Annotated in this window: 23 protein-coding genes; 10 read left to right on the top strand and 13 right to left on the bottom strand. The window is 50.4% G+C overall.

Annotated features, from left to right (window positions below; genetic code table 11):
* Nucleotides 1–23: 23 nt before the first annotated feature.
* The 3 genes from SYN8016DRAFT_RS04770 (at nt 24) to SYN8016DRAFT_RS04760 (ending at nt 2,292) form a co-directional block, all read left to right on the top strand.
* The gene (locus tag SYN8016DRAFT_RS04770; protein WP_006853172.1) at nt 24–1,274 is read left to right on the top strand and encodes a glutathione S-transferase family protein; all 1,251 of its coding nucleotides are present in this window, start codon (nt 24–26) and stop codon (nt 1,272–1,274) included.
* Nucleotides 1,275–1,334: 60 nt separating this feature from the next.
* Nucleotides 1,335–1,679 (top strand): hypothetical protein, encoded by a 345-nt coding sequence (locus SYN8016DRAFT_RS04765; RefSeq protein WP_006853171.1) that lies wholly within the window; start codon nt 1,335–1,337, stop codon nt 1,677–1,679.
* A 70-nt stretch (nt 1,680–1,749) separates the two neighbouring features.
* Complete coding sequence (locus SYN8016DRAFT_RS04760; RefSeq protein WP_006853170.1) at nt 1,750–2,292, top strand: hypothetical protein; 543 nt, start codon at nt 1,750–1,752, stop codon at nt 2,290–2,292.
* 508 nt (nt 2,293–2,800) lie between these two features.
* Here the strand turns inward: SYN8016DRAFT_RS04760 and SYN8016DRAFT_RS04755 are convergent.
* Nucleotides 2,801–3,019 carry a chlorophyll a/b-binding protein gene (locus SYN8016DRAFT_RS04755; RefSeq protein ID WP_038013374.1) on the bottom strand — a complete coding sequence of 73 codons (219 nt, stop codon included), beginning with the start codon at nt 3,017–3,019 and terminating at the stop codon, nt 2,801–2,803.
* Nucleotides 3,020–3,102: 83 nt separating this feature from the next.
* Here SYN8016DRAFT_RS04755 and SYN8016DRAFT_RS04750 point away from each other — a divergent pair, with 83 nt between their 5' ends.
* Together SYN8016DRAFT_RS04750 and SYN8016DRAFT_RS04745 are read left to right on the top strand one after the other, a co-directional pair.
* Nucleotides 3,103–3,522, top strand: coding sequence for a nuclear transport factor 2 family protein (locus SYN8016DRAFT_RS04750; protein ID WP_006853168.1), 420 nt, complete (start codon nt 3,103–3,105; stop codon nt 3,520–3,522).
* 301 nt (nt 3,523–3,823) lie between these two features.
* Nucleotides 3,824–4,303 (top strand): DoxX family protein, encoded by a 480-nt coding sequence (locus SYN8016DRAFT_RS04745; RefSeq protein ID WP_006853167.1) that lies wholly within the window; start codon nt 3,824–3,826, stop codon nt 4,301–4,303.
* An 11-nt stretch (nt 4,304–4,314) separates the two neighbouring features.
* Here the strand turns inward: SYN8016DRAFT_RS04745 and SYN8016DRAFT_RS15505 are convergent, their stop codons facing one another.
* Nucleotides 4,315–4,482, bottom strand: a complete 168-nt coding sequence (locus SYN8016DRAFT_RS15505; protein ID WP_006853166.1) for a hypothetical protein — start codon at nt 4,480–4,482, stop codon at nt 4,315–4,317.
* A gap of 262 nt (nt 4,483–4,744) precedes the next feature.
* Between SYN8016DRAFT_RS15505 and SYN8016DRAFT_RS04735 the strand changes: the two genes are divergently transcribed.
* Nucleotides 4,745–5,623, top strand: coding sequence for a GNAT family N-acetyltransferase (locus SYN8016DRAFT_RS04735; RefSeq protein WP_006853164.1), 879 nt, complete (start codon nt 4,745–4,747; stop codon nt 5,621–5,623).
* A gap of 50 nt (nt 5,624–5,673) precedes the next feature.
* On the opposite strand, the gene SYN8016DRAFT_RS04730 is transcribed toward SYN8016DRAFT_RS04735, so the two are convergent.
* Nucleotides 5,674–5,901: a hypothetical protein gene (locus SYN8016DRAFT_RS04730; protein WP_038013373.1), complete on the bottom strand. Its 228-nt coding sequence runs from the start codon at nt 5,899–5,901 to the stop codon at nt 5,674–5,676.
* Nucleotides 5,902–6,011: 110 nt separating this feature from the next.
* Here SYN8016DRAFT_RS04730 and SYN8016DRAFT_RS04725 point away from each other — a divergent pair, with 110 nt between their 5' ends.
* Nucleotides 6,012–6,671 (top strand): SOS response-associated peptidase, encoded by a 660-nt coding sequence (locus SYN8016DRAFT_RS04725; RefSeq protein WP_038013813.1) that lies wholly within the window; start codon nt 6,012–6,014, stop codon nt 6,669–6,671.
* A gap of 60 nt (nt 6,672–6,731) precedes the next feature.
* Here SYN8016DRAFT_RS04725 and SYN8016DRAFT_RS15290 read toward each other — a convergent pair whose 3' ends face one another.
* From SYN8016DRAFT_RS15290 to SYN8016DRAFT_RS04690, 7 genes are all read right to left on the bottom strand, one after another.
* A complete protein-coding gene (locus SYN8016DRAFT_RS15290; protein WP_159098300.1) occupies nt 6,732–6,908 on the bottom strand; it encodes a hypothetical protein in 177 nt (58 codons plus the stop codon).
* Between the two features lie 3 nt (nt 6,909–6,911).
* The gene (locus tag SYN8016DRAFT_RS04720; protein ID WP_006853161.1) at nt 6,912–7,415 is read right to left on the bottom strand and encodes a hypothetical protein; all 504 of its coding nucleotides are present in this window, start codon (nt 7,413–7,415) and stop codon (nt 6,912–6,914) included.
* 838 nt (nt 7,416–8,253) lie between these two features.
* Entirely contained in the window at nt 8,254–9,093 is an 840-nt protein-coding gene (locus SYN8016DRAFT_RS04710; RefSeq protein ID WP_006853159.1) for a sulfite exporter TauE/SafE family protein, read from the bottom strand.
* 446 nt (nt 9,094–9,539) lie between these two features.
* Entirely contained in the window at nt 9,540–9,860 is a 321-nt protein-coding gene (locus tag SYN8016DRAFT_RS04705) for a hypothetical protein (RefSeq protein ID WP_006853158.1), read from the bottom strand.
* A gap of 35 nt (nt 9,861–9,895) precedes the next feature.
* Nucleotides 9,896–10,561: a fatty acid desaturase gene (locus SYN8016DRAFT_RS04700; RefSeq protein ID WP_253909816.1), complete on the bottom strand. Its 666-nt coding sequence runs from the start codon at nt 10,559–10,561 to the stop codon at nt 9,896–9,898.
* 70 nt (nt 10,562–10,631) lie between these two features.
* Nucleotides 10,632–11,588 (bottom strand): orange carotenoid protein N-terminal domain-containing protein, encoded by a 957-nt coding sequence (locus tag SYN8016DRAFT_RS04695; RefSeq protein WP_006853156.1) that lies wholly within the window; start codon nt 11,586–11,588, stop codon nt 10,632–10,634.
* A gap of 81 nt (nt 11,589–11,669) precedes the next feature.
* Nucleotides 11,670–12,488, bottom strand: coding sequence for an SDR family NAD(P)-dependent oxidoreductase (locus SYN8016DRAFT_RS04690; protein WP_006853155.1), 819 nt, complete (start codon nt 12,486–12,488; stop codon nt 11,670–11,672).
* A gap of 44 nt (nt 12,489–12,532) precedes the next feature.
* Here SYN8016DRAFT_RS04690 and SYN8016DRAFT_RS04685 point away from each other — a divergent pair, with 44 nt between their 5' ends.
* Nucleotides 12,533–12,832 (top strand): hypothetical protein, encoded by a 300-nt coding sequence (locus SYN8016DRAFT_RS04685; protein WP_253909779.1) that lies wholly within the window; start codon nt 12,533–12,535, stop codon nt 12,830–12,832.
* On the opposite strand, the gene SYN8016DRAFT_RS15285 is transcribed toward SYN8016DRAFT_RS04685, so the two are convergent.
* On the bottom strand, nt 12,827–12,991 hold the full coding sequence (locus SYN8016DRAFT_RS15285) for a hypothetical protein (protein ID WP_006853153.1): 165 nt from the start codon (nt 12,989–12,991) through the stop codon (nt 12,827–12,829). The genes SYN8016DRAFT_RS04685 and SYN8016DRAFT_RS15285 overlap by 6 nt on opposite strands.
* Before the next feature lie 113 nt (nt 12,992–13,104).
* On the opposite strand from SYN8016DRAFT_RS15285, the gene SYN8016DRAFT_RS04680 reads away from it, so the two are divergent.
* The gene (locus SYN8016DRAFT_RS04680; RefSeq protein WP_006853152.1) at nt 13,105–13,914 is read left to right on the top strand and encodes a prohibitin family protein; all 810 of its coding nucleotides are present in this window, start codon (nt 13,105–13,107) and stop codon (nt 13,912–13,914) included.
* Nucleotides 13,915–14,793: 879 nt separating this feature from the next.
* Here the strand turns inward: SYN8016DRAFT_RS04680 and SYN8016DRAFT_RS04675 are convergent.
* Nucleotides 14,794–15,117, bottom strand: a complete 324-nt coding sequence (locus SYN8016DRAFT_RS04675) for a hypothetical protein (protein ID WP_006853150.1) — start codon at nt 15,115–15,117, stop codon at nt 14,794–14,796.
* A gap of 103 nt (nt 15,118–15,220) precedes the next feature.
* Here SYN8016DRAFT_RS04675 and SYN8016DRAFT_RS04670 point away from each other — a divergent pair, with 103 nt between their 5' ends.
* Entirely contained in the window at nt 15,221–15,523 is a 303-nt protein-coding gene (locus SYN8016DRAFT_RS04670) for a TIGR03894 family protein (protein WP_006853149.1), read from the top strand.
* A 102-nt stretch (nt 15,524–15,625) separates the two neighbouring features.
* Here the strand turns inward: SYN8016DRAFT_RS04670 and SYN8016DRAFT_RS04665 are convergent, their stop codons facing one another.
* Nucleotides 15,626–17,086, bottom strand: coding sequence for a glycosyl hydrolase family 57 (locus tag SYN8016DRAFT_RS04665; protein WP_038013371.1), 1,461 nt, complete (start codon nt 17,084–17,086; stop codon nt 15,626–15,628).
* Nucleotides 17,087–17,202: the final 116 nt, after the last annotated feature.

Here is a 17,202-nt window from a genome sequence, read left to right as displayed (position 1 = left end):
ATGAATCAATCTGAACATGGGCTATGGCCGACCTGCTCGCTGACGCTGTTGCTCTGAACTGGGAGCAGTTGGAAGCTTTGGCTCCCGCCCCTGCGGAGCGATGTGAAGGCCCTGCGAATGCCCAATCCACATTGCGCCTGTTTGGACAGCCGGAGTCAGATGTGCGGGTCACGTTGTTTCGTGATCATCACGCTTGGTGCCCCTATTGCCAGAAAGTATGGCTATGGCTTGAGTTTCGTCGAGTTCCCTATCGGATTCGTAAGGTCACCATGCGCTGCTACGGGCCAAAAGAGCCCTGGTTTACCGCCAAGGTGCCTTCAGGCATGCTTCCGGCCCTTGAGTTGGATGGACAACTCATCACAGAAAGTGATCGCATCCTTGAAGCGTTGGAGCATGCCTTTGGCGCCTTGGGCGCAGGGATGCACGACAAACGTGTGCGCCGGTTGCGCGAGCTTGAACGCCTTTTGTTTCGCGCTTGGTGTCTTTGGCTCTGCACACCGAGGCTGAACAATCGGCAGGAGGATCAAGCGCGTGAACAGTTTCAGGCGGTGGCCCGTCAAATGGAGGCGGCTCTAGCAGAAGGCGGTGGCCATTGGCTTGATCCTGATCATCCGGGTGGAGCTCATCCAGGAACGGCAGATCTGGTGTTCGTTCCTTACGTCGAGCGGATGAATGCCTCCTTGGCTTATTTCAAGGGCTTTGCCTTACGTGACGAGCATCCAGGAATCGATCGATGGTTCAACGCACTGGAGCAGCTTGCGACGTATCGCGGTACCCAGAGTGATGTTCATACCCATGCCCACGACTTACCTCCACAAATGGGTGGTTGTTGGAGCAATGGACGTCCAGAACAGCAAGCGATGGCGCTGGCGGTGGATCAAGGTGCTGGTCTTGCTGCACTCGAAACCAGCTGGACTGCTCAGATAGGCGACGACGATGTGCGGGCTTCAGACAGGGCACTGGAGAGAGTGTTGCGCCATCGTTCAGCGCTGGTAGCAAGGAATCCCCTCGGTGCTGCCTTTGATCAGCCCCTGCGGGCTGCACTGACCCATTTGATCTCTGGCAAGCTTTGCCAGCCAAATGCTGATACTGCAATCGGGCTGCGCTATTTGAGAGATCGCATTTCGGTGCCGAGAGATATGCCTTTGCAGAGTGCTCGCTTGTTAAGGAAGGCCCTTGAAGCAACTGCCGCTCTGGATGGCGAGGCGCAGCCAGCCCCGCCACCTTTTGAGCATCGTTTCGATCAAGACCCCAGGCCATTTTTGAATCCGTGAGGACTTGCTTGGCCTTTGGTGATCGCGATCCGGCAGGCTGGCACGTCAAGGGAGATCACCATGTCAAGCGCTCAAGAGGCCCCAGGGGGCTCAGGTTTCGGAACTGGTAACGCTGGAGGGAGCAAGCGCAACCGAAATAGCAAGCGCAAACCAGGTCACTCCAACCATGGTCGTGAGCGTCAGCCCCTGGGTCGCGATCCAGATTTTGAAGCGATTTGTGCAAGGCAGACCTTGGGATTGGCTCTCTCCGGTCGGTTAACGGAACAGGCCGTTAAGCGGGTGCATAAAGCGTTGGCCGTGCAGCATCACCCTGATAAGGGTGGCGATCCAGATGTAATGACGCGTCTAAACAATGCTCGAGACGTTTTGCTTCAGCCTGAGGTGTCAGACACCCTGGCGTCGTGACGCAGTGGTTGTTTTGCTTGATTTGCAGGCTGCTCAGTGCCAATCCAAGTCATGTTAAGGAGTAGAAATGATGGCCTCAAGGTCAACTGGAGAGGGGTTTATTTATACATTTAAGAGTGAACTTTCTGGTTCTCAGCTCAATGACTTTAAAAAGATCCAGGAGAGAATGAACCATGCGGCTATGAAGTTTGAAGGCTATCTCGGGCAGGAGCTTAGTTTTTCTCCCCATCCGTTACGAGATGGGTATCGTTGTACTGCAAGAGTGAAGTTCATGAGCCTTCAATTTTGTTTGGCTTGGTTGGACAGCACTGAACGGCGTAAGCTGTTGAATGAGGCAGAAACTTCACTTGACTATAAATATCATTCGCTGTTAGAGCCCCATTCTTTTGATCAGTGGCTTGATTCTCGCAAAGGTATCCAAACTCCAGTTTGGAAGATCAATCTCTTGGTTTGGTTGGCTCTTTATCCTTCCGTCATGGTTTTGATCGTGAGTGGTCAGAGCGTACTTGGGGTTTTACGTTTACCACTCAATATGTTGAACAGTAATGCCATTACTGTTGCGGTAACAGGTTGGTGGTTCGTGCCGTGGTTGAGCCGATTGTATAGCGGATAGTTGCAATCAAATAGCCGTCGCTTGAATATATTTTATACGTCCTCTGTTATTGGATTTTTTTGCTATTTTTACTGTTTTTTACTGTTTTGTCTGATGCGTTGCAGTGATCCTTGATAGTGCTCAAAGCGAACTCTGATTCGTGTGATTTTGAGATGGCAGGAGGAGCTCCGCTGATCGATTAGGCCAACCTGATGTCTAGAGCTCATGATGATTGCTGGGTCTTGCCAGCTCTCCTGTGATCCGGATTGTGTTTTTAAACAACGCAGTTCCTAGGTTGAATGGGTTGATTGGATCGGTGGCTGTTAATTATTTGCTAGAGATTAGAATGAACAAACTCTTCAGTGTTGCTGTTGATGGTGTCTGGAAAATATAGAATAATGATCTCGCCCAAGCGCTTCAATGATTTCTGCTGACGATTAAAAGCGACCTCTAGCTTTGTATTGTTTTTAACAATATTTTGTGTAAATCAAGCTCTCTTGAAATGGGAAAGAAGTCTCTGGAACGGGCCTTACAGGGATAAGTACCAGCGGATAACGGCTGCAACTTGGCCTGCAGGTCCATGACCGCTGATCAATTCACCAATGATCGCAGCCATAAAACCCAACATCGCCACACGCCCGTTGAGACGCTCAACAAAACCCAGAGATCCTTGATTCCATGGGCGTTTCGTGGTCAGACCCTCGCCGAAAGCTTCCAAAGGTTCGTACTGGAAATTTTGGCGTGACAAAGGGGCTCTATCAATTCGAAATTGAGTTTATGCAGAGATTCAGCTTCGTTTCATAGGCTTAGGACACCCTTAAGCCTGAACCCATGGATTCCGACCGTTTAAAAGCACTGTTTACGAAACCATATGGAAAACCAGCCCCAACGGAGTCTCAATGGAGAGAGTTGTATGACGAACAAGTTTGTTTTCAAGATCCAACGCAGGAGCGTCATGGCATTGATGCCTATATCGCAGCACAAGATGGGTTAATGAAGCGTTGCGATGACATCTATCTTGTGCCTGGTGCCATCGCCATCAATGAAAATATTGCTTTTATTGAGTGGGAAATGGGATTGAAAATTAAGGGCATTGAGTTTATTTATCCCGGTGCTTCTCGGTTAGAACTAAACTCTGACGGAAAAGTTATCAGTCATAGAGATTACTTTGATTTCGTTGGCCCCACCTTTGGTCCTGTACCTGTACTTGGAGGGTTTGTACGCTGGCTTTACAAGCGATTTGTGGACTAATTAATCAGAACAGTAAGGAAGAGAGCTTGATCAGCCCTGCTTCAGCGAGGTGAGGAACTATCGGATGTCTGGGCTTGGCTCAGCTTCCAAAAGGTGAGACTTGTGACGGCGGCGCCAAATCCAAGGAAAACGGTAATCAAAGCTTCGCTTGACATGTCAACAGACTGATACAAATTTCATTATGGCGTATTCGCTCGCTGGCTTGCAAGTGAGTATTTATTCCTATAGCGGGCCGTTTCTGGGCTTCTTTTCGCAAGAGGCCCTACTTTTCATTACGGTATGTGGAGAAACGTAAACTCCAGTGCTGAGAATTCTCGCGACAAAACCGTTCCTCTCCGATTTTGGAATTTTGATTCTGAGAGTCTTCACTGGAACACTTCTCATCCATCATGGATATGAGAAGTTGGCAAATATCGAAAATTTTGCTGACGCATTCGTGCGTCCTCTCCACCTTCCTTTCCCCATTCTCCTTTCTTACATCGCAGCGTTTTCCGAGGTTATTGGGAGCTGGTTGTTGATTACGGGATTTCTGACGCGCTTTGGTGCCCTTGCGATCATGGGCACGATTTCGGTCGCCATCTATCACGCCATCATTACTGCCGGTTTCAATATCTATCTCTTGGAATTATTAGGTCTTTACTTTGCTTCGGCCGTTGCAATTCTGGCCATGGGTCCTGGACGCTTAGCCATCGATGAATTGATTGTTCGTCGCTTTAGTCCAGAGCTAGAACGTGAGCAATCCGGTCCAATCGATACAGTGATTTCCGACGGCGTCGCTTAAATTTTAGGTCCTTAAGGAAGGGTAAATCCTGACTGAAGGTGTTTGACATCGAGCATTACCCAGCTCAACCAGATCACAACGCCGATCACCCCTGAAACGGCCGCAAACTTTCCGACGTTGCGGAGTAACAGCTCGGCCACACTCATTTCGCGCAAGGTTCTGTCCCAATCAGACTCCATCCTGCTTGATCAGTGTCACTTTGATGAACGTTCCTCTCGATTCCCCCACGGTCAGCCTGCTGATTGTGGGGTTTTTCTTCGCAGTTCTTCAAATCTGGTGGATTCGCTCCTTGCTGTTTAGAAACTCAGCGCGTCAAAAAGCTCTGCCCCTGAGCTCCCAACAGTTTCGAAAAGACTTGGAGCGAATATTCAAGAATGAATTCTGAGTGCTTGGGCGTGTTGTTCCCCATGATTGAGGGCGTGCCTCGTTTTGGCTGGTTTGATGGGGTGTCTTGATATTCGCGAATTGGAGTCAGATCAGATTCCAATCGTGACCGACTGGTCTCGTCGTGAGGGATTTGCTCCAGGTCTTGGAGATATAGAGATTTATCGGCACACGGATCGTCAAGGCTTGTGGATTGCCTGGCTTGATCATGAGCCGATTGGATGCATTGCAGGCGTCCGGTATAACCCAGATTACGGATTTATTGGCCTGTATCTCGTCGTGCCCCATCAGAGAGGTCACGGGTATGGCCAACAGCTTTGGAAGCATGCTCTCGATCACCTTTCCGATCTCACCTGCATTGGATTGGAGGCAGCGCCTGCTCGAATCTTGGACTATGCGGGATGGGGATTTGAATCATCTTCGTTAACCACCCGTTGGCGTTGCTTCAACGAGGGCCACGCCGTCGACTTGAGGGGGGAACTTCCAACCGGTTTGCATGTGGTGGAGGGCAGCCATATTCCCTCAGAGGCTGTTCAGCTGTACGACGCCCAACGAGAGCCCAGTCCTAGGCCTCATTTCCTTGCTGATTGGCTTGGACATCCGTCGGGTCAAGTTCTTGCTCTCCTGGATGAGAACGGAAACTGTCATGGTTTTGGTCGCATTCGCCCATGCCTTTTGCAAGACGGTGAAGGCTGGCGCATCGGTCCCCTGCTCGCCGATTCCCCTGGGTTAGCCGTGTATCTGATTCAAAAACTTCAGCAACGCCATCCAGGGGTGCTGTTGATCGATACCCCTGGTTTCAACGTTGCTGCGAAGGGGCTCATGGCAGATCTGGGTTTTAAGACTGAGTCAGAAACCATGCGGATGTATCGAGGTGATCTGCCGAAACAGGCTTTAGATGATGTGTTTGCTCTTGCCTGTTTGGAATTGGGTTGATTGGTACGGCACTTTGGCCTGTTCATCTTCGAACAGGCTTCATCCAAGGGTTATTTCTTTGCTGCGTAGACGACGGCTCCACCTGCAACAAGCGTCAGCACGCCAGTGGTGAGCAGGAAGCCAACCAACAGAGTGAAACCAATCAAGGAGCCAAGAAGCGACATCTTCACGCGCAGAAGCTTGGACTTCATCAACATCATCATCAAGATCACGATGGTGGCTTTAAGACCAGCCACCTGGCCTGCACGGATCAGGCAAAACGGATTAAGAAGCAGCATTCCTTCGGTTACATACATTCTTCGATTCTGACGAGTTTGATCTCTCATCCGTGAGAGCTTTGATCGATGTCTTCCCCCACCCATGCCATCAGCCCTAGATGATGGGTGTTATGTGTGGTCGTTTTGCCCTTACTGCCGATGCTCTTCAGCTCCCGGAGGTTCTACGGGAGCGGATGTCTGATGTGCATCTCGCGCGCTACGCGCCCCGGCAGCTCATACGCCCTTCTGAACCCGTGTTGGGATTGCGTCGAGAGGAGTGCAAAACCGAAGCGGCGCTCATGCTTTGGGGGTTGATCCCTTCCTGGGCGAAAGACCCCTCTAGTGGACCTAGACCCATCAATGCTCGCTCTGAGACTGTTGCTGACAAAACAAGCTTCAGAGCGGCTTGGCGCCATCGGCGATGTTTAATCCCAGCCACTGGATTTTTCGAGAAAAATTATTTTGTAAGCCGTCTTGATCAACGTTCCTTTTGGATCGCTGGATTGTGGGAACGCTGGCTTGGTTCGGATGGGAGTGAACTTGATACCTGCACGATTCTCACCACTGCGCCGAATGCTCTCATTCAACCCCTGCATGATCGAATGCCTGTGTTAATTCCGGATGGTCTGGAAGAGGCGTGGTTAGCCGTCGCTGATGGGCATGACCTAAGGGCTTTAGAACCACTCCTGATGGGTTGGGATCCTCAAGGTTGGAAGGTGGACCCCATTCAACGGCGCAGGAATGAGCCCTCTCCATCGTCCATTCAGGGCTCGCTCTTTGAGATCAACTGAACTGGGATCAATAAATTAATGCTTAATAATTAAGGCTAGTTTCCTTCAATGATTTGCCACTCAGTCTCGAATCCGTTGTTCCCTGAGGCGTCGAATGCTGTTGCGGGGCATCATTCGATTGTCCTTCAGGGAACGCAGAGGGGCGTCTCGATTCACGGTTCTTGGGTTCGAGCTGATGAGCAACATCAAGGCGATTAAGCCCAGCAACGTGATCCCAGACCTGATCGGTGTGAGCATTTTTCAATCCTGCGCAGCCGTCACCACAGTCTGTTCGAGTGGTAGCAATTCATCGTCGTCGTTCGCACGACTACGGACAGGAGCATTGAATCCCCGTGCTCTTGGGTTTTTGACATCAAAGGGGCCTGGAGTGCCTTTGGGAACGGCGAGGCGGAGGGCAAACGCTTGCGACCCTGGCTCAACGTCTCCAATAGACCCAACCCTTGTGCGGTTTTGAAGCACTGGCTCACCGCTTCGATCAAGAATGCGTGCATAAACATCCGTATCCACGACAGCGCGTTTGCTGGGATTCACGACTGTTCCGCTCAGCACGTAGCAGCTAGCCCCCTCTGGACTTGTGATGTTGTTGCGGGTATTTCCAATCGCCTGTCCTGGTTGTGCCCCTGGATCATTGGCATCGCAGGGAGCTAAGGCCACGTCACTCAACCGCAACTCTGCGGCCAGCACGGGCGTCCCGATCAGCAAACACACTGCGATCAGGATGGACATCAAAGAGCGCCGAAGCATGGCATGGAGTGGGGGCAGACCTTCACCATGCCGCAGTGAGGGGCTTCTTTGAGCCTTTGCTCTTGAGGTTGTCAGTCAATGTCGTGGCATGAGGCACCGTCAGAAGAGCTTTCTGGTGAAGGTTGATTGATTTTTTTGGGAACAACGTGTCCTGGTATTGATGTCTAGGTGAGTCAATGGAAATGGCATTGCTCTTCTTGATGACTTTGTTTTTGCTGCCAAGTTAATACTTGAATTCCTAATAATTGCTTCTTGCTGAATTGTGTGCTTGGCTTTTGTCCTTCGTATGCCTACTTGTAGGCGGAAAGATTTGTTTTTGCTGTTTTAAGCGCCTCTTCGCAAGCAGATCGATCTTCGGAGTCGATATCCCCTTGGCTTCCATTCAGTCTCGCTTCCAGGAAGGCGATTTCATCGATCCAATACTCTTTGTTTTTGTCTGACTCGTTGCTCATTTGTCGTTGACGGCTATCTTTAGATTCTCTCTTCATTGAGAGAAATTTGCAAGATGCTGCCCCGTTTCCTTAGTCCATTCGATTACCACAGTTGAAAAGTCTTCGTCTCTGTCGGTGAAGGTGACAGCTTTTGGCTAAGAGAAACTACCGTCAGGACTGGTGCAATTACTCCGATCACAATGGTGTGTGCAAGGAGCTGGCGAAGCTGATTATGTTCAGTATGGCCATAATGAAACCCCTTAAGAGCGCTTGTCATGAATCGGATGTGTTCTTCTAGAAATAATATTGAGCCGAATCTTGTTGTTCTTAGAGTTTTCTGAAGGATCAGTTAAATATGAATGAAATCTGAGACTTCTGGAGTTGGACTCATTCCTTTGGTCTGTCTCTTAGTGCATGAACAAGTGGGGTTGACTCAGGACAAGTTGAATGGCTCGTCGGCTGCTATCGACGGCCAAGACGATGGCCAGTCCTCGTAGACAACGAACCAACACAGCCGAATCAAAAAGATCGAGGCGCCTTGCTGTCCATTGGGCCGCCAGTGCTGCCACACTTCCCAGCGTGAGCCCCATCCAAGGAATGCCCCGGCCCTCATGCAGAAATTGCAGGGATGCTGCGCTCGCTGAGCACAACACGGCGACTGTGCTGAGTCGAATGGCTTGATGGATCGGGACTGAAAAAGGCCCACTCATCAGTGGGACGAGCACGAGTCCTCCACCAAGGCCAAGCATGCCCGCTGTCCAGCCGGCGATGCAGCCCACACCAGCCAGCAGGGGCGCGGAGGTTTCTTCCGTTTCCAAGCAGAGTGGCTCTTTTTCCTCTTCATTTTCCTTGTTCTCTTCCTCCCCAGCTTCTTCCTCAGCTTGAGGCGGCTCTTTGATAGAAAAAGCCAACAACACATAGACCGCTGTTTGCATTGCCAACAGCACCCATCCAGCGGCAAGGCCACCAAGCCCTCCAAATAAAAATGCTGATCCGAATCCTGCTAAGCCGATGGCTAGGGCTGATCGTGTTGGCAGGCTTCCACTTTGAAGATGCACGATTGTCCCTGCTAGAGCTGTGGGGACAATGGCAAAGCTGCTAGTGGCGAGCGCTTGATGAGGAGGCAGGTTGAGCCAGAGCAAAACCGGTGCAAAAATGAGACCACCGCCGATTCCTAACAATCCAGCCAACCCTCCTGCCAAGAGTCCGAGGCTGATCAAGAGCGGAATATCCCACCAAGGCACCACGGCATCTCTTTGCTTGCTGTTTCAGCATGCTTTGAAAGGCCGTCGCAATGTGGCTTCTCAGCTCAGATGGTTACTGATGTTGTTGGCTAACCCCGATATGAACCACACAGTTGCCACTGCGGCTCAGAGAATGTTAAAAAGGTATATGGGTAGGTAAAGGATGAACCCCGCTAAGCAGCATCGAAAGCTCCATAAGCTTCAGTCTCGGGCAGAGGAGTGCCTCACACGAGGAGAGGCACAAAAAATCTTGAAGAAAGCTGCAAAGGCACAGAGGAAACTTGAGCAGGGTCCTTCAAGTGAAAATGCGACTGAATCAGAAGTTCATTGACGTATTTGTTTCGGGCTTTACGAAGTAATATCCGTGCGTATCTGTATGAAACTGTTCTAAGTTAAAAATGTTGAAATATCGAGCTTGTTTATTGTTGAAAATTAACTCTAGCTTTTATTCAGAATAGAGACATCGCTTTGATCTTCGACACCTTTTTGGGGTCTAAGCCTTGTAGGTCTGTTGCTTCAATGAGATTCCTTTTCATCATTTCTGCGAGAGAGAAAAGGATCGTGTCGTAGTTGAATTCCATTCTCCCTTCGATCTCGTACCTTTCAGTGCTGAGATAATCGTGTAGTGAGCAAACTGATTCCAGCGAGTTCAGGGATTGACTCTTAGTTTGGATCACACCAATTAAAACAGTCACCGCGCGCTCATTGCCTTTGTGGAAAGCTTTACGAGCGATTTCTGTTTCTGTGGAAGGCCAGTCAACTTGCGTCATGACGTGAATCAAAAGGGATGGTGTTAGCCGGAGGTTCAGGCCGTCTGACTCAATGGGGATCGTTGACGCAAACGCGGAAGATCAAACCAGGGGGTGGACGGTGATAGGTGATGTTCGCGATGATATCCAAAGTGATAGCAAGCTGCGAACGAGAGCAATGGGTGGATCGTCAAACTCCTTGGTGTCTGACGGTTGGGGTTGTTTTTATTGAGGTGATGGGGAAACCAGGTTCCAACGAAAAAGAGTTGCAGAGCGCTCAGGATTAAAGGGAGGGCACAGAACACAGAAACGGATAAAACGGCTTGTTGATCCGTTGAAGGGTTGAGAATGGTGAGTGCCATCCAAAACAAAGCCAAAATCGTGAGGGCTCCGGCATTCATATACCGACTCATGAAATCCCAAAACCATCTCAAAACGGAATGATCTGGGTGGCTTTGGTAATCAGGATCGCGCTCTGTTTCCGCCTTTAAGTGATGGAGAGCATGATTGCTTTTGCAACGTCGATAACTGAGACCCGCATAAAGAATGAGTGCTACAGCTCCAATGCAATGATTGAGTTTTAATCTTTTGGGCGCAAGAATTCCATGCATGGCATCGTGGCCAATAATGAACAAACCTGTTTGAACAAAAGTTCTCAACAAAACCAGTGGAATGAGTGTTGCAAGCGGCAAAGATTCAAGATTTAATGACAGGCAAACCACAAGTGTGATGAGCCAAATCGCCGCAATTATTGCGGCGAAAATTAAACCGAGATCACGCTGCTGAACTGATTCAGCTACCACCAAGTTTCAGAAGTTCAGCTGGTGATGCCAAGAGGTCGATGGCAACAAAGTAGATCTTGTCGTTCTCATCTAGTAGGAAGCGCCAAGCAACATTCATACCAACTTCACCTCCAAACCAAGGTGTTTGAACTTGTCCAGTAACCTTGATTTGATTGAAACCGCCATCGGTAGGTTCTCCATAACCACCTTTAGGAAGCAGCTTTAGATTCTGACAATCCCGCTTAAAGAATTTCAGAATCGCATCAGTGCCCACAATGGGTCTTTGGAAGGGAGGTTGGAGCGCTCCGTCCGACAAGAACAGCTTAATCAGTGCATCAAAATCATTGGAGTTAAGCAGTTCCATGTAGTCCAAAACCGTTTGGTTCAGGACCCCAGGGATAAAGACCTTTTCGCGAGCCTCTGAAGGAGTTGGATCGACGATTGGTTCAGAAACAATGGCTGAATCATCGTTGTCAGGGTCGAAACCCATATCGACAACGAAATTACGCAGAATACTGATTTGCTGTCCTTGCTCAACTTTCTTGACTGATTCAAGAACGGCGTTGGCATTGGAAGACAACTTGTAGCCATCGGGAATTGGTGCAACTTTCCCTTGACGCATCAGTTCGCCAAGTTCGTACCAAAATCCCAATTTCACATTGATCGACCAGAAGGCATAACGCTTTGAAATTGGAGCATCAACTTTTCCAGCTAAGTCGCACATCACGCGACTTTGCTCACTGAAGCTCATCCCTGTAATTTCATCCAAGGTTGGCTGGGCGATTGCCATTCGAGCAGCGCCAGGAGCGGCCACGGTGATCGTGCGCCCCATCTCTAAGTAGGCAAACCAGATCAAAGCGAGTTGATCTTCTGCACTCAACAGCTTGTAGCGAGCAGTAATCGCTGGAACGGCATCTGCTGTGCGTGTATCTGGAAATATTTGCGCGGCCTTATCGATCGTGAACATGGAATTACCGCACCTGAAGGTGCCGGTACTGTAACACTCTGTATCGAAAACGTCGCGCTTTGGGCGTTGATTTGGTAGCTCCTACGTCATTTGCCAGCGAACGATGCCGTCCCACAGATTAGTGGGCAACAGTCTTTGTATGACTGCAGACTCGGCTCGGTGTCCGCAGAGGTATCGCGCTTTTGGAGTGCGAGCATCCAAGGCCTTTTGGATGGTTGCCGCCACAACGTCTGCTGGAGATGCCCTTTTGAACCCCTCCTGCCAATTTTCTTCCACTTTCCTCATCATGGGAGCCCAAGCGGGGTCTTTTTGGGCTTCGGCCATGGATTTCCTCGTGAGAGTTTCGAAGCGAGTTGCAATTAAGCCGGGTTCGATGACGACGACGTTGATTCCGAATTGGTGAAGCTCGAGACGTAAGGCATCGCTGAGCGCCTCTAAAGCAAATTTGCTTGCTCCATACCACCCGGCTCCAGGGGTAACAAATCGGCCCGCGATCGAGGAAAGATTGATGACCGTGCCTTTTCCACGCTTTCTCATTTCAGGTAAAACCAACTGAGTGAGGCCGATGAGACCGAAGACATTGACCTGAAACAGGTTTTCAGCGGTCTGAATTGGCATGGTTTCGATGGGACCAACATCTCCAAATCCAGCGTTGTTCACAAGGGCATCAAGAGCACCAAATTGTTGATGGATATGCGTCACAACGGCTTGCCTTGATTGGATGTCCGTGATGTCAAGAGTCAGCACTTCGGCCCCTAACTCACGAAGATCATTCATCGCTTCAGTTTTTCGTGCCGCAGCGATCACCTTCCAGCCTTGAAGAAGGAGCCGTTGAGCGGTTGCTTTGCCAATTCCGCTGGAAGCCCCAGTGATCAAGACAGTGCGTTGTGGCTTGGTCATCCGGGGCTGATATGGAAGAGTGCGCTCAGGCTGACAGCGATGCCATGAAACAGCTTCCAGGTCGATCGCGTCCTCGATGGCAGCAACAACTTATTTCTGGTCTTGTTTTTGGTTTGGGATTGGTGCTGATGGCGGCGTTGCTACCCGTCGTCTTGCCGATTCTTTTGATTGCTGGCTTGTTGGCCGGGCTCGCCCTGATCCCGATCCTCCGTCAATTGCGCAACGAACTAGAGCAACTTGACCAGGTTCAGAAGACGTCATCTGAGCGCATCCCCATGGATGTGACCCCTTGGCAGCAAAAATTGTGGGACAGATGGAAAGCGTCGCTGAATCGACGTTCATAGGTCGCTGTCATCGTCAGGAGTACGAACCACGGAGATGGTGCGAGCTCCGAATTCGTCGAGTGCAGCGGCCCATGCTGCCGCGTGGTCCGAGGCAAACACGGTGATCGAGCTGACACTCTCACCCGTGAGTTTGAAGAAAACTGTGAATCGCTGGGACATCGCTCTCCAGTCGATACCAAGATCACTGTGGCATTTTGAGCACGATCATCGCCTCAATCCCGGTCATCTTCGCTAGAGAAGGTGCATCAAAGCTCTAGCGGACAACATTCCCCATGCAGACCCCATCTCAGATGCGTTCGGTGACCCCAGGAGGGCCTGAAGGAGGGCTGGTCGCGATCCTTGGTCTCGTCTTAGCCGCTTTGTTGTTGCTTGCTCAGGCCTTGTTTGTGGTGCCAGCTGGTGAAGTTGCTGTTGTGACAACCCTTGGCAAAGTCAGTGGTGCCCCACGTCAGCCTGGCTTGAATGTCAAAATTCCCCTCGTTCAGCAGGTATGGCCTTTCAGTATCCGAACGCAAGTACGGCCTGAAAACTTTGCCACTCTTACGAAGGATTTGCAGGTAATTGAGGCCACGGCCACCATCAAATACGCGTTACGGGCGGATCAAGCTGGTCGTGCTTACAGCACGATTGCAAGCAGTGATCGCGATGTGTATCCGAGAATTATTCAGCCGTCCTTGTTGAAAGCACTCAAGTCTGTGTTTTCTCAATATGAGTTGGTCACCATCGCCTCTGAATGGAATGACATCTCAACGCTCGTTGCAGAGACAGTTGCCGACGAACTTGATCAATTTGATTATGTAAAGGTGCTGGGTCTTGACCTCACGGGACTGGAAATTGCCGAAGAATATCGTGCCGCGATTGAGCAGAAACAGATTGCTGAACAGCAACTTCTCAGGGCCCAAACCGAGGTGAAAATTGCTGAGCAGGAGGCTTTGCGTTACGACACCTTGAACAAAGGCCTTAACGAACGCGTTTTGTACAAACTTTTCCTTGATAAGTGGGACGGAATGACTCAGGTTGTCCCAGGTCTGCCTGGAACCAATGGTGCTATGCCTTCTGTGATCGTTGGATCGAAGAAGTAAATGGCTTTGATTTAAGAGGCTCTTCGGCTGAATTTTGTCCTTTTCTGGCACTTTTAGCCGAATTGCTTTGGTTGAATCACTCTTGTCTTAACGGTTGTAGTAGGTTTTTTCGCTGCAGGAACGCTCTCCCGGTCTTGTTCAGAGTGGGCGTTCTTGAGTGCAGTGCTCATGGCAATGGAAAAGTGGGTACGATGAAAGCAATGAACTGGTGAAGGTTTTATCAATGTTCCCAGGCAGAATTTTTGGGCTTGCATTGCTGATCTTCCAACCAGCGACCACGAGGTGAAAGCGTGAATCACCATGTTGTTCGTGGGCTCTTAGTTGTGGTTCTTTTGGGTGTGCTTACCCACTGCGCATCCAAGACCCAAGTTCGCGTTCGCTACAGGGTCGTGCCTCAAGGTTCGCCTGAGCTGTTTCAGCTTCCAAAACAGAAACCTTCCACGCGTGGCCTCTTGCTCTGAATCGCGTGATCGATGTGGTTAGAACCAAGGTTTGTTTGTTGCTGTTAGGAAATATTTGATGCTGCCTATTCGGAAAATTTGCTAGCTGAAAGCATCGTTTAATGAGTGTTTCAGCGCTTTTGTTCAATCGCTGATTGTTTCCCATTGAACTTTTGATCCGATGTTCAAGCTGTTTCCTTGGCAGGACATCATCTTTCCACTCACAATCATTGAGCTGTGTGACAGCAGGCTCACCTTATCCACGAACGGTCGTTCAAGTCACTTAGAAGAGTCTTGACCTGTATTGAGCATCGTCCATGCAGAACAGTTTTAGCAGGGAACTGGCACGTTCACTCGTGGTCATGCTCTTAGAAATGCAAGCTGAGATACGTGAGTTTTCCTATCAAATGGACCTTGAAGAACAGCGCTTTCAAAAAGCTCAGGCAAGATCTGGATCCAAGGGCAGCCCTTTGAGTGTGAGTGCGAATTGACGGGCAGCAAGCAACCCTGGATACAAATACTTGGCTCTTTTTTTATTTTGAAAGAGGCCGTTGAGCAAGGCCAATAGTGGATCGCTTGGTTTGAGCTGGCTGCAGAGAATTGAAATGGCTTCGCTCCCGTGCCAAATTTGATCTCCATCCATCAATACGGCTCCCTCGCTTAAATTGAATCCCCGTTTACGTAAATCGTTGCGGAGATCATGTTCAAGCCTTCCGTCCCGGATCAGCAGATCTGGAATGCCTCCTTTTAGTTCGCTGCGCAATGCAAATGCTTTGCAGAAAGGACAGCCACCGTCGTAGACGAGCGTCTTCAGAAACCCCTCCAGCCGTTCGTTCGGTAAGTTGATGTCATTGACAATAATTTAGATGGCGGACAAGGAGCTACTCAAGGAAGTCGGGCAGGAGTTGTGGGGTTCTGTCAAGAAGCTGCGCCCGGGTTTGCCTCGTGAGTCTCGATTGGAGCTCACCCTCAAGGCCTTGATGGTGATTGGTGATCTTTCTGATCAGCTTCAGGCTGCGGTGGTTGTGGGTCTTATTGCAGAGCAAGAACCGCCTGAAAACGAACCTGAGGGCAAAGATGTCACCACCAGCTCTGATAGCGAACCCGAGGTGGATCAGACCCCCGATGGTCGACGCGTCGTGCGTCGTCGATCACGTGCAGCAGGGTAACCAGCTAGGACATTTCGATTCCCTGCATGACGGGGGGATTCATCAGCTCTATGACACGTCAGAACGAGTCCTGACGTGTCTCCACCTTGGTCACGGGATGGGTTAGTTCAGCAAGGCCTTGCCTCGGCTGTGAATGCTGCGTGCGTATTCCGTCCATGCTCCTTGTCCCCAGTAACGAAAGCAGCTTGTTTCCAGTAGAAGCAGATGAAGCAGCGCGTTTCGGTAACTTTCGCCCGTTGTGATCGATGGATCTTTTGCTGTTTGCTGGTCGAAGCGTTGATGAAAGTCTGCGCTGAGTTGATTCATCGGTTCCAAGACGTTGTCGTAGCCCTCAACCCAACTGAGGTTGTTAGTCCAAGAGGCCCCCTCCATCGAGAAGCCGCTGTTATTGGCTTTGAGTTCATCGATTGCTGCGTTGACGGTTTCACGCGTCGAACAGCTGCCCACCTTCTCCCATAGCTGGTGCTGCTTCACGGCTTGTACTTCGGGGAAATCGGAGGCCGTAACTCCTTCCTGTTCAAGAAGTTCAAGCCATTCACTTCCGTTGATCGCCACCGTTTGGGCTTGTTCGTTGTCGGATGGGTTGCGATTGGATGCTTTGCGGTGCGCTTGAAGGAATGCCTCAGGGAATTCATTCATCATCACCCCCCCGTTTTCGCCATCAGCGATTTGGGTCACCAAGGATGGAACCTGTCTGTTTCCAAGCGGTTGTTTCCCAAGGGTGAGAGCCTCGTAATACGGCTGCATTTGGCCCACGAGCTTTGTGTCTGAGCCTTGTGTCTTGATTAAGACTGTGATCCTTGCAATGTCTCCTGTTGAGCTGCGTGCAACCAGTTGGTTGGGGAGATATCTCTGTGCATGGGAAAGAGGGGATCCATCCGGGTTTTCGACGCTGTGTTCTTGAACCATTAACCAGCTGTAGCCGCATTCATTGAGGGCTTGAATGAAGGCATGAAGGGTGTCTGGGTGATTGGGAAGATGCATTTCCGGTGGTGAAAACCCTTTCACCCTCTTGAGTGCCTCTTCCCCAAAGAGATCAACAAACTGGTGTTGCCAGGCACTGATCTGAAGCTTGAGATCCGGAATCGGTGTTGATGGAGCCACCGCATGGCTCCAGAACGTACCCAGCCATTCCACGTGGCGTTGCATCTCCAGATCACAGGCGAGATAGCGGAGTGCCCCCGTGATGTCTTCACGGCCCATCTGGTGAACTCCCCAAAGGAGGTTTCCGGAATAATCGAGCATGATTCTTGGATTGCAGCCCTCGCTGATCAGCTGCGGAATGAGATCAGCCATCCGTCGGTAGCACTGCGCGAAGGGTTCCGCGTTGTGGTTGTCTCCTTCTCCCTGGTTCTCGACCATGTATTGCAAATGGGAAACCAGTTCTCCGCTTTTGCCGGCGGGAATCGTTGGCTGATGCATGTGCAGAGCACAGGCAAAAGCTGAGCTGATCCCCTGAAGTCTCAAATTGGTGTCTTGGAGCCAGACGGGCTCGCGGTTCTGCAAAAGGGAATGCAGATCGGCTTCGCGGCCGGCGATCGCTGGAGATTGGTAATGGGTCATGACTTGATTCGTACTCCATCGAGCCTTCGACGTCAGCTCACGACCGATTTCATGTCTTGTTGAGGTTCTTGGGATTCGCTGGTAATCGATCCCTTTGTGCATTGGTTTCGTGATTC

The sequence above is a fragment of the Synechococcus sp. WH 8016 genome (genome assembly GCF_000230675.1).
GTDB lineage: Bacteria > Cyanobacteriota > Cyanobacteriia > PCC-6307 > Cyanobiaceae > Synechococcus_C.
The sequence above is the reverse complement of the archived record's forward strand: the minus strand, read 5'-3'. Positions and strand labels throughout refer to the sequence as shown.